The organism is Mesorhizobium sp. M5C.F.Ca.IN.020.29.1.1, from assembly GCF_003997375.1.
Classification (GTDB): Bacteria; Pseudomonadota; Alphaproteobacteria; order Rhizobiales; family Rhizobiaceae; genus Mesorhizobium; species Mesorhizobium wenxiniae.
This window is the reverse complement of sequence record NZ_RZSW01000164.1, coordinates 1-11,322: the sequence shown is the minus strand read 5'-3', so window position 1 is coordinate 11,322 and position 11,322 is coordinate 1. Positions and strand designations below refer to the sequence as shown.

Below are 11,322 nucleotides of genomic sequence, written 5' to 3'. Positions count from 1 at the left end.
GAATAGAGGATCGCATCCTCCGTCCCGAGGAAGCGCGACAGCCGCGCCTCCAGTTCCTTGTGCTCCTCCTGCGTGCCGCAGATGAAGCGCACCGAGGCCATGCCGTAGCCGTAGCGGTCGAGCGCCGCCTTGGCGGCCGCGCGCAGCTCTTCCGAATCGGCAAGGCCGAGATAGTTGTTGGCGCAGAAATTCAGCACCTCGCGCCCGCCGACCTCGATTTCGGCAGACTGCGTCGAACTTATCACCCGCTCCGCCTTGTAGAGGCCATCCGCCTCGATTTGCGCAAGAAGATCGCGAAGGCGGCTTTCTAGAGTCGGCGTCATCCTTCCTATCTCCAATGATTCAATCTGGGCTGTCTTACTCATGCGATCTCTCCGCGAAGCACGCGCAAGATGCGCTCGAAGTGGCTGGGATCATGTGCGTTGAGGAGCGCTGCTTTGCGAGGCAGGTGCAGATCCCAGAGACGCGATAGCCAAAAACGAAATGCTCCCGCCCGCTGCATTGCGGGAAGCAATGCGCGTTCGGCCGGCGCAAGCGCGCGAACGGACTCATAGCCGCCCAGGAATGCGGCGGCCCGGTCATCGCGTTGACGGCCGGTGCAGTCATCGACGCACCAGTCGTTGAGACAAACGGCAATGTCGAACAGCAAGGCGTCGCATCCCGCGAAATAGAAATCGAAGACGCCCGTCAGCCGACCCCCGTCGAACAGCGCGTTGTCGCGAAAGAGATCGGCGTGCACCGGCCCCTTGGGAAGTTGCTCGTAGGTGGAGGACGTGGCAATCTGATTCTGAAAGGCCTGTTCGCTCGCGAGCAGCGACCGCTGTCCATCGGCCACGCAGCGGCCGACCACCGGCGCCACCTCGTTCCACCACGCCAGGCCCCGCGGGTTGGCCTGTTGTCGTGGGAAATCGCTCCCGGCCAGGTGCATCCGCGCCAGGACCTCCCCGACAGAGCGGCAGTGCGCGGCGACAGGGGCTGTCTCGCTCGCGCCCGGAAGCCTGTTCACGACCGCTGCAGGTCGGTCCTTCAGCGCGTGAAGGATTTCTCCGTCGACGCTGGCAACCGGATCCGGGACAGGCATTCCCCGGGCAGCGAGGTGCTTCATGTAATGGAGGTAGAACGGCAATTGCTCGAACGTGAGGCGCTCGAACAACGTGAGCACATACTCTCCCGCATCGGTATCGACAAAGTAGTTGGTGTTCTCAATTCCGCTCGTGATACCGCGAACGGAACGAGGCCCGCCTAGACCCAGCGCCCGAAAGAACGCTGCGACCTCGTCGAATGACAGTTCCGTAAATACAGCCATGGCTGAGACAGTTCCTCGGTCGCCGAAAGCTACCCTTCATTCAGCCGGAACCAACACGATCTCGGCGACGTAGTTCTTTACGGTCTGTGCATCGGCTGGAAGGACTTTGAACCGCTTCGGCAAGTCTTCTATGCCGATGAACCGTTGCGGCCGATCCGGCTCGCGGCCTAAAGCCTCCTTGATCGTCCCGGCAAATTTGATCGGCAGCGCGGTTTCGAGCACGACCATCGGCGTCTCGGGGACGGCGTGCATGCGCGCGACCTTCACGCCATCCGCAGTGTGGGGATCGATCAAGGTGTCGTGGCGTCGCCACGTGTCGCGGATCGTCGCCAGCCGGTCGGCATGGGTGCTGCTGCCGCTGCGGAAGCCGAAGCGTGTCGCCACTTCGACGAAGGCGGGATCGCCACCAAGATCGAACGATCCTCGCTCCCGGAGCTGGTCGTCGAACAGTGATCTCGTCCGGACGGCGTCGCGACCGAGCATGTCGAACACGAAACGCTCGAGGTTCGAGGCCTTGGAAATGTCCATGGAAGGGCTCGATGTCTCATGGGTGTCCGCCCGGCCGCGCACGCGATACACCCCGGTGCGGAAGAACTCATCGAGCACGTCGTTCTCGTTGGTCGCAATCACGAGCCTGGCTATCGGGAGCCCCATCATCCGCGCGACATGACCGGCACAGATGTTTCCGAAGTTCCCCGAAGGGACGGTAAAGTCGACGTGGGTCGAGCTGTCTTCGGTCACTTGAAAGTAGCCGTAGAAGTAATAGACAACCTGCGCGACCAATCGACCCCAATTAATCGAATTGACCGCGCCGATCTTAAAGCGCCGTTTGAACTCCGGATCGCGCGACACGGCCTTGAGGATGTCCTGGCAATCGTCGAACACCCCCTCGATGGCGATGTTGTGGATGTTGTCGTCCTGCAGGCTGAACATCTGCGCCTGCTGAAAGGCGCTCATCCGCCCGTGGGGCGACATCATGAAGACTCGCACGCCCTTCTTGCCGCGCATCGCGTATTCCGCCGCGCTGCCGGTGTCGCCGCTGGTCGCCCCGAGGATGTTGAGCTCCTCGTGCCGGCGCGCCAGCTCGTACTCGAGCAGGTTGCCGAGCAGCTGCATCGCCATGTCCTTGAACGCCAGCGTGGGACCGTTCGACAGCTCCTGGACGTAGACGCCCGCCTCAAGCGGCCGCACCGGCGCGATCTCGTCGGTTCCGAAGATCGCCGGCGTATAGGTCCGCTCGCAAATCGCCTTCAGCTCGGCCGGCGGAATGTCGTCGATGTAGAGCGACAGGATCTCGAAGGCGAGCTCGGGATAGGACAAGCCACGCCACCGATCCAGCGCCGCAATATCCACACGAGGGTAGTCTCCGGTACATACAGCCCGCCGTCCGGCGCAAGGCCTTCAAGCAGGATCTTGCAGAACGACCTGCGTTCGGGATAGCCGCGCGTGGAGATATAGTGCATGTGATGCTTGTCCTTGTGGCCACGACCGTCGGGCCGGGCTCGAGAGACTGCCCTTCAGCTTCTCAGCGGCGGGCCCGCCACCAGGCGATCGTGTCCTGCAGCGCATAGCCCTTGATGATCGCCGGCATGAACCAGGGATTGCCGCGATAGAACGGGACGGCCGCGGGCGGCCGGAAGTCGAAGGCCGAACGCGCCTTGTCGGCATGGCCCATGAGCTTGTGGGCCGCGCGCATACCGACCCACGGCGCCCAGACCACACCCGAACCGCAGAATCCGGTCGCATAGACCACGCCATCCTTTTCAAAGATGCGGGGCAGCATGTCGCGGTTCATGGCCACGTTGCCGAACCAGCTGTACGAAAGGCGAACCTTCTCCAGCTCCGGGAAAATTTCTATCAGACCGTTACGCAGGCGGAGCGTCGGGGCTGTCGGATCGCTGTTGCCGCGGGAGCTGTCTCGCCCACCGAGCAGAATGCGCGTGCCGTCGGGTGAAGGACGATAGTAGAAGCCCAGCTCCCGATTCTCGCCCATCATCATCAGCTTGGGAATCAGCCGCGCCATCAATTCAGGCGGAAGTTCCTCGGTGACGATGATCCGGCTGCGGACCGGCACCAGGCGGCGGCGCAGGAAGGGCGCGCCGCCATCGGTATATCCATTGGTGCAGACCAGCACCTGCCGAGCCTGCACAGTCCCGGCCGATGTCGCGACACGGAACCCGGACACATCTTTCTCGATGGAAATCACGGGCGTTCGTGAGTGGACCGTCAGCCCGGAAGCCAAGGCCACCCGCAGGAGCTCGGCGTGCAACTTGGCCGGGTGCAAACCGCCAATGTCCATCCGAACCATGCCGCCGCGGTAGAAGTCGGTGCCGATGTAGTTGCACTGCTCGGCATGCGGAACAGCGTAGGATTCGATCCCCAGCCTCTTCGCCAGCGCCTCGGCGCCGCGGGCCATCTTCTCGTACTGGTCGTATCCGAGAGCACCCATGAACCGGCCGACCAGCTGGAAATCGCAGTCGATCCCTTCCGTCTCGATGAAGTCGTACAGGAACTCGCGGGCGATCTTGCCCTCGGCCTCGATCGCCATCGCCTTTGCCTCGCCGAAGCGCCTGGTGATCGTCGCATAGTTCGGTCGGATGCTTCCGCTGGTGATCCCGCCGTTGCGCGACGAAGCTCCTTCCCCGGGGTTCATCGCATCGAAGGCCGCAACTGACCGTCCTTCACGCGCCAGCACCAGCCCGGCGGACAGCCCGGCATAGCCAGCGCCGACGATTGCCACATCGAGCCGCTTTGCCAGCGGCTGCGACGGCAGCGGCCTGACAGGTGCGGCTTCCCACCAGTAGGGCGTGTTCTTGTCGGCGACTTTCTCCTCATGCACGTGCGCTACTTCCCGTTGCGTTTTTAGGATCTGCAGTGGGTCGCGTTTGCTGACGAGATCAGACACGGTCATCTCGCACGTCGAGCGCATCGCGCAGTCCGTCACCGATAAAGTTGAAGCTGGTGACTGCGATGGTGATGGCGGCGCCCGGGATGATCGCCAGCCAGGGCGCGCTCGCCAGATACTGCTGGGCCCCCTCCAGCATGTTACCCCAGCTGGCCAGCGGCGGCTGAATGCCATAGCCCAGGAAGCTGATATAGGCTTCCAGAAGGATCGCGTGCGCAACTGTCAATGTGGCGGCCACAATGATCGGTCCCATGGCGTTGGGCAGGATCTCCCGGAACATGATGTGGGCGCCGCTCAATCCCAGCATGCGCCCAGCCAGGACGAACTCGCGCTCGCGCAGAGAGCGGACCTCGGCCTCAACAATTCGTGCGACCTCCATCCAGCTGGTGACCGCGATGATGACGGTGACCATAGCCGGGCTCGGCTTCAGCGCCGCAGCAAGCGCCAGCAGCAGGAAGATCGACGGGAAGGACAGGAAGCCATCGACCGTGCGCATCAGCGCCGCGCCGATCCAGCCGCCGCGATAGCCCGCGATTACGCCGACGAGCGTTCCGATCAGCGTCGACAGCAACATGGCGAAGAAGGCCACCGCCAGCGAGATCCTTCCCGCCATGAGCAATCTCGCTGCCAGATCGCGCCCCAGCGGGTCTGTCCCCAGATAATGGTGGCCGGTCAGCGGCGGGGAAAACCGGGCGCGCAAATCGATGTAGAGCGAATCATAGGGCAGAAGATGAGGGCCGAAGACGCATGCCAGCGTGAGGAGCGTGATCATCGCCACCCCCAGCAGCGCCAGATGATGACTCGTGAAACGGCGCACCGTGCGGCTGCGCCACCAGCGGCCTTGTCCTGCATTTGCGACGAGAGCGGTCATGTGGCTGCCTCCTGTCAGGGGTGAGATTGCGCGCTCAACCCAGGCGAATGCGCGGGTCGACGATCGCCACCGCGATGTCTGCGATCAGGTTGCCCAGGATGACGAGGATGGCCGAGAACATCAGCAGCCCCATCACGACCGGGTAGTCGCTGTAGCCGAGGCTGTCGAGGAACAGCCGCCCCATGCCTGGCCAGGTAAACACTGTCTCCGTCACCAGTGCGCCGGTCAGGATGCTGGGAAGCTGCACCCCTGCCAGCGTGATCATCGGCAACAGTGCATTGCCAACGACGTGTTTCATTATGACTCGGCGCTCGGTCAGGCCCTTGGCGCGGGCAGTCTTGACGAAATCCTGGCTGATCGCGTCGAGGGTGGAGGTGCGCATGTAGCGGCTCCAGATCGCCACATGCACCAGCGACAGCACGAGGCTGGGCAGGATAAGGTGGTGCAGATAGTTCAGCACCGAGCCGTCGCCGATGGTGTACATGTTGCCCGCAGGCACCCATCCCAACTTGAGCGAAAAGATGTAGATGCCGACGAGCCCGAACCAGAAGGTCGGGATCGACAGCGCGACCATGGCGCCAACCGTCGCCAGATGGTCAAACAGCGAGTAGCGGTGCGTGGCGCCACGGATGCCGATCCAGGTGCCAATGGCGATTGCGATCGCGGTGGATGTGCCCATCAGCAACAGCGTGGCAAAGACGTGCCGGCCGATCACCGACAGCACCGGCGCCCCATCGCGGAAGGAGTTGCCCCAGTCGCCCTGGAGAAGCCGCCAGGCCCAATCGAGATATTGCATCCACAGCGGCCGATTGAGCCCTAGTTGCTCCTTCAGGCGATCGAGATCGTCCTGCGTCATGCCGGGATCGAGCCCGAATTGCGCCAGTGGCCCCCCCGGTAACAAGTTCAGGACAACGAACCCGATGACCGACACGATCAGGAGCAGGATGAGGCTCTGCGAGAGCCGGTTGAGCAGGAAGCCACGCATTCAACTCTCCCCTTTCAAGACGCCGGTGACACGCCGCCGCCCTAAGGCGGCGGCGTAAGAATGTCAGTCCTTCCAATGCCATCCGGCGGCATGCCAGGATGCGACGCGGGTGTTGGAATTTGCCTCGAAACCCTCCAGCCCTGCCTTGCGGCCGAACACATTGGCGTAGGCAAACAGAGGCAGGAACGGCAGATCCTGACGAACAATTTCCTGAACACGCAGATAGATGGCGCGACGCTCTTCCCGATCGAAGGTGCGGGTACCCTTGTCGAGCAGCGCATCGACCTCCGGGTTGGAGTATTGGCCGGTGTTCGAGCCCTTTCCGCCCTTCGCGACGATCGCCTTTGTGTGCAGGCGGTTGGTAACGTCGGGGTCGCCCGCGATGACATTGGTTACACCGGAGATAGCTGATTCGAACTGCGATTTGAGCCAGAAATCACCCCACATGACGGCGGCCGGCAGGTTCGAAATGGTCATCTCCACCCCGATCTCGGCGAACGTCTGCTGCAAGAACTGCTGCGTCTGCTCGCGCAGGTGGTTGCCGGAGGTGGTGGAGTTTGCGAACGACAGACGCACCCCGTCCTTCACTCGTATTCCATCGGGTCCGGGTACCCAGCCGGCCTCGTCGAGAATCTGGCTCGCGCGCTCGATATTGAACTCCTGCGCCGGCAGGTTCGGATTGTAGTAATAGGAATTCTGCGGCATGAAGGTCTCGGTGGGGTTGTGGACCCCGTAATAAAGTCCTTCGAGGATCGCTTTCCTATCTATTGCGGCGTAGAGCGCCTGGCGAACCGCAGGGTCCTTGAATTGCGGCTTCTCAAGATTGAGATAGATCGACTCGACCGATGCTCCGCGCTCCAACATGACCACGCGATCCGGTAGTGTGCTGGCTTCCGCATAGTTGTCGGCGGTTATGAACGCTTGGTCGACAAGATCAATGTCGCCGCTCTTGAACTGGGTGTAGAGCACTGTCATGTCGGGGATGTATTTGAAGACGAGCCGCTCCAAATAGGGGCCCTCCCCGGCATAGTCCGTGTTCGCGACGAGTTCGATGTGATCGCCGGCGATGCGCTGCGCCCACTTGAATGCGCCAGTGCCGACAGGCGCCTGATTGAAGGCGGCGGCGTTCGGGTCCGCCTCTTTTTCGAGGATGTGCTTGGGAACCATGAAGGTTTCGGCGAGAAACGACAGGTAGGGGGCGAAAGCCTCCTCCATCCGCCAGGTGAGCTCGGTCGGCGAGACAACCTTGATGTCGCGCACCAGCGAATGACCCGCCGTGCGCCACGCGCGGAATTTAGGATTGGTGATGAGCTCAAGCGTGAACTTCACATCCTCGGCCGTGAAGGGTTGGCCGTCGTGCCAGCGAACATCATCACGCAGGCGGATGCGCCACAAAAGTCCATCCTCCGAAATGCCGCCGTTCTTTTGGCTGGGCACTTCGACCACAAGATTGGGCTGAAGAACGCCCTTGGGGTCCATGCGAACGAGTGCATCAAACACCGAGAAGTGCACGGCGTCGTCGCACTCGGTATGCGGCATCAGCGGATTGAAGACGGTGGGTTCCTGCGAAAATCCGACGACGACGCGGCCGGTCGGGCTCGCTGGAGGGTTCTGGGCGAAGGCGGGTTTGCCCAAAAGATTGGGCGCAATGAGGCCTGCGGCCCCGCCTATCGCCATCAATCGAAGGGCGTCGCGCCGCGAGTAGTTCGATTTGGAGTTCGTACGTTCACTCATTGGAATTCCCCTTGTTCTGGCGGTGTCCGCCGTGGCTCTTACCCGTTTGCTGCAACCGGGCGGTTAGCTCCCGGCTGCTCTCCCGGAATCGCCGCCACCAGCTCACGCGTGTAGACTGATTGCGGGTCGAGGAAGATCTGCGAGGGTGGTCCGCGTTCAACGATCCGCCCTTTCTGCATCACCGCGATTTCGTCGCAGATCTGGCTGGCGACGCGCAGGTCGTGGGTGATGAAGATCATCGATACGCCGGTCTCTCGCTGGATTTGGTCCAGCAGCTTCAGGATCTGCGCCTGGATCGAAACGTCGAGCGCCGACACGGCCTCGTCGGCGATCAGCAGCTTCGGCTTGAACATCAGCGCCCGGGCGATGCCTATGCGCTGGCGTTGCCCACCGGAAAATTCGTGCGGATAGCGGCCGAAGGCGCCGGTATCGAGACCGACATGAGCCAGTAGCACCTTCGCCTCTTCACGCGCTTGGGCATACGGCATCCCGTGCGCGACCGGGCCAACAGTCAGGATGTGGCCGACAGTCGAACGCGGGTTGAGCGAGGCGAAAGGGTCTTGGAAGATCATCTGGACCCGCGGCCTCAACGGGCGGAACTCAGCTTCGGAAAGCTTCGCGATGTCCTGCCCCTCGAACAGAATCCCGCCGCCGTCGCAGTCCAGCAGCTTGATCAGAAGCCGGCCCAGCGATGATTTGCCCGAACCGCTCTCGCCAACGACGCCCAGCGTGCGCCCGGGCGCCAGATCGAACGAGACCTCGTTAACGGCGGGCACGACGCGCTCCTTGCCGAACAGCGCACTGCCGCTGCGGTAGGTCTTCACCAGGCCCTCGACCTTCAGGATCGGCGCTTTGTTGGCCGTCTCCAGAGGAATGCGGTCCTCGCCGGTCAGGTGGGGGACGGCTGCGATAAGGCGCCGGGTGTAGGGATGGCTGGGCGACGTCAGGACCTGTTGAGCGCTACCCTGTTCGACGATGTGGCCCTTCTCCATCACGACGACACTGTCTGCGATCTCGGCCACCACCCCGAAGTCGTGGGTGATGAACATGACGCTCATTCCCTTGCGGCGCTGAATGTCGCGGATCAGCTCCAGAATCTGTGCCTGGGTGGTCACGTCGAGCGCGGTTGTCGGTTCATCCGCGATCAGGATCGTGGGTTCAAGCGCCAGCGCCATGGCGATCATAACCCGCTGCCGCTGCCCGCCAGAAAGCCGGAACGGATACTGATGATACATGAGTTCGGGGTCAGGCAGCCCCACCTCGGTCAGCAACTCGACAGCGCGGCCGCGACGGGATTTCGGGGTGCCGACGCCATGTGCCGCCATCACTTCGTCGATCTGCGCGCCCACCGTCATCAGCGGGTTGAGTGCCGAGAGCGGATCCTGGAAAATCATCGACACAACCCGACCGCGTAGGCTGCGCAGTTTGTCGGGCGACAAACCTATGATGTTCATCCCATCCAGCTGGATGGCGCCCGAGGAGACGCGGATCACCTTGGGCAGAAGCCCCATGATCGCATTGGCTGTGACAGACTTTCCCGATCCGGATTCGCCGATGATGCACAGGATCTGACCGCGCTTCAGATCAAAGGAGATGTTCTCGACGGCATGGGTCCGTTCCATGCCTTCCGGCAAATTCACCGTGAGGTCGCGTATCGAAAGCGCCACATCGTGGGGGGCTACAGCCTGGATGCTTGCGACCATCGAGATCACCTCCCCTTTAAACCGAACGGGTCCAGGCTGTTGCGGACCCAATCATCGCCCTTTGAGCAGAAGCGCCTCACCGGAGCGGCCGTCGTCTGGCCATCTCGGCGCTTCGCGCATTGAGGCTGCGAGAAACGGATTCTGCTCATCCTGGCGGCTCCCTTGATCAAATTCGGTCCGTGTACCGGACACTGTTCCTTTTGTTGGAGAACTCTCCGAAGGCGTAAGCCCTGCCTATCGGAAGTCCTCTGGAGCTTGCCTGCCATAAGGAAAGGTTGCTCCGTTCTTTCAGCCAGTTTGACTGTTTTGTTTCCGCAGAGTCATCGAAACTTGGCCCTCGGGCGGCAGGAAGTTCTGAAAAGAACGTCCAGTTCGGCATTTCACTCTGCAGCTGTTCGGGGCCCGCGACATGATCCGGCAACCATATCCTTCATGCGGTTATACGCCCCCACGACGGGCAGGAACCACGGCTTTCCGGTGTGCACCGGCACCGTCTGCCACGCAATGCGGTCGAGCGGAACGGTGTCCGTGCGGCCCATCGCAATGTAGGCAAGGCACTGCCGATCAGGGTCGACAACTGTGCGCCGCGCGCCCTGAATAGCCATGCCGTACATGACGCGGCTGCATGAAGTGTACTCCTGCTTGCCCCGGTACCAGCGAGCTTTTCGCGCAATAATTGCCCGTCCTAGAGGCCGCTAACCGCACGATATTCCGTCCAGGCACAAACTTCGCGGCCTGCCTCTGTAGGGGGCAGGTTAGGATGCTTCAAATTACCGGAGTCCCCATCCATGCCCGCGCCGCTCATGCACATCGATTCCAGCCCATCCCTGCCTCGCGAGGCGGACGTCGTCGTCATCGGCGGCGGCGTGGTAGGCGTATTCACGGCATATTATCTCGCACGCCGCGGCGTCAGCGTTGCCCTGCTGGAGAAGGGGCGCGTTGCCGCCGAACAGTCCAGCCGCAACTGGGGCTGGTGCCGCCAGCAGAACCGTGACGCGCGCGAGTTGCCGATGGCAACCAAGAGCCTCGATCTCTGGGAAAAAGTGGCGCAGGAGACTGGCGAAGAGACCGGCTTTCGCCGTTGCGGGCTGCTCTATCTCTCGCAAAGCGACCATGAACTCGCAGGTTGGGCAAAGTGGCGCGATTTTGCAAGGACGGTCGGCGTCACGACGCATATGCTGAGCGCGGAAAAAGCCACCGAACGGGGTAAAGCGACCGGCTGCAAGTGGAAGGGCGGCGTTTTCTCACCGACCGACGGAACGGCAGACACCTCGAGGGCGGTACCTGTAGCCGCGCGAGGGATCATGGCGGCTGGCGGCTCCGTACATCAATATTGCACGGCTCGCGGCATAGAGTTGAGTGCCGGCCGGGTCAGCGGCGTCGTTACAGAAGCGGGAACCATCCGGACAAGGACCGTGGTCATGGCCGGAGGCGCGTGGGCTTCTTCCTTTTGCAACCAGCTTGGTGTTCGTTTCCCGCAAGCTGCCGTGCGTCAGTCCATTCTAGCCGTAGCGCCGGGCGCAAATGGCCTGCCGGATGCCCTGCATACCGCGCGCGTCTCGCTGACGCGGCGCGGCAACGGTGGATACACGCTGGCGATCAGCGGGCGGGCGCGAGTCGATCCAACGCCGCAGCAGCTCAGGTTCAGCCGCGAGTTCGTGCCCATGTTCGCCCGCCGCTGGCGCAGTCTGGCCCCGGGAGCGTTCGAGGGCTGGCGTCAAGGTCATGAAAGCCTGAGGAAATGGGTACTTGACGACGTGACACCAATGGAACGGAATCGGATTCTCGACCCCAAACCTGACATGAGGCAGATTCGGC

The 11,322-nt window shown here is 62.3% G+C and carries 9 protein-coding genes and 1 pseudogene; 1 reads left to right on the top strand and 9 read right to left on the bottom strand.

Going from position 1 to position 11,322, the window contains the following annotated elements; translation table 11 throughout:
- The 9 genes and pseudogenes from EOA85_RS15220 to EOA85_RS15185 all read right to left on the bottom strand — a co-directional run.
- On the bottom strand, positions 1 to 323 hold a 323-nt coding region (locus tag EOA85_RS15220; protein ID WP_127210051.1), incomplete at its 3' end, for an aminotransferase class I/II-fold pyridoxal phosphate-dependent enzyme.
- A gap of 38 nt (positions 324 to 361) precedes the next feature.
- Positions 362 to 1,306: a homoserine kinase gene (locus EOA85_RS15215; protein WP_127210049.1), complete on the bottom strand. Its 945-nt coding sequence runs from the start codon at positions 1,304 to 1,306 to the stop codon at positions 362 to 364.
- 36 nt (positions 1,307 to 1,342) lie between these two features.
- A complete protein-coding gene (thrC, locus tag EOA85_RS15210) occupies positions 1,343 to 2,506 on the bottom strand; it encodes a threonine synthase (protein WP_245485778.1) in 1,164 nt (387 codons plus the stop codon).
- 39 nt (positions 2,507 to 2,545) lie between these two features.
- Positions 2,546 to 2,769, bottom strand: a pseudogene (locus tag EOA85_RS38995) (threonine synthase); the annotation flags it as partial.
- 62 nt (positions 2,770 to 2,831) lie between these two features.
- Positions 2,832 to 4,145, bottom strand: a complete 1,314-nt coding sequence (locus EOA85_RS15205) for an FAD-binding oxidoreductase (protein WP_127210053.1) — start codon at positions 4,143 to 4,145, stop codon at positions 2,832 to 2,834.
- 58 nt (positions 4,146 to 4,203) lie between these two features.
- The gene (locus EOA85_RS15200; RefSeq protein ID WP_065009362.1) at positions 4,204 to 5,082 is read right to left on the bottom strand and encodes an ABC transporter permease; all 879 of its coding nucleotides are present in this window, start codon (positions 5,080 to 5,082) and stop codon (positions 4,204 to 4,206) included.
- Between the two features lie 34 nt (positions 5,083 to 5,116).
- Positions 5,117 to 6,067, bottom strand: coding sequence for an ABC transporter permease (locus EOA85_RS15195; RefSeq protein ID WP_065009363.1), 951 nt, complete (start codon positions 6,065 to 6,067; stop codon positions 5,117 to 5,119).
- A gap of 63 nt (positions 6,068 to 6,130) precedes the next feature.
- The gene (locus EOA85_RS15190) at positions 6,131 to 7,801 is read right to left on the bottom strand and encodes a peptide ABC transporter substrate-binding protein (protein WP_127210047.1); all 1,671 of its coding nucleotides are present in this window, start codon (positions 7,799 to 7,801) and stop codon (positions 6,131 to 6,133) included.
- Positions 7,802 to 7,839: 38 nt separating this feature from the next.
- Entirely contained in the window at positions 7,840 to 9,504 is a 1,665-nt protein-coding gene (locus tag EOA85_RS15185; protein ID WP_127210045.1) for an ABC transporter ATP-binding protein, read from the bottom strand.
- A 788-nt stretch (positions 9,505 to 10,292) separates the two neighbouring features.
- Between EOA85_RS15185 and EOA85_RS15175 the strand changes: the two genes are divergently transcribed.
- Positions 10,293 to 11,322, top strand: a 1,030-nt coding sequence (locus EOA85_RS15175) for an FAD-dependent oxidoreductase (RefSeq protein ID WP_164759673.1), incomplete at its 3' end; no start/stop codon positions are given.

Bases quoted from the DNA above. Each gene is read 5' to 3' on its own strand.
- EOA85_RS15195 (WP_065009363.1), bottom strand. From the start codon at position 6,067: ATGCGTGGCTTCCTGCTCAACCGGCTCTCGCAGAGCCTCATCCTGCTC.
- EOA85_RS15200 (WP_065009362.1), bottom strand. From the start codon at position 5,082: ATGACCGCTCTCGTCGCAAATGCAGGACAAGGCCGCTGGTGGCGCAGC.
- EOA85_RS15190 (WP_127210047.1), bottom strand. From the start codon at position 7,801: ATGAGTGAACGTACGAACTCCAAATCGAACTACTCGCGGCGCGACGCC.
- EOA85_RS15185 (WP_127210045.1), bottom strand. From the start codon at position 9,504: ATGGTCGCAAGCATCCAGGCTGTAGCCCCCCACGATGTGGCGCTTTCG.
- EOA85_RS15215 (WP_127210049.1), bottom strand. From the start codon at position 1,306: ATGGCTGTATTTACGGAACTGTCATTCGACGAGGTCGCAGCGTTCTTT.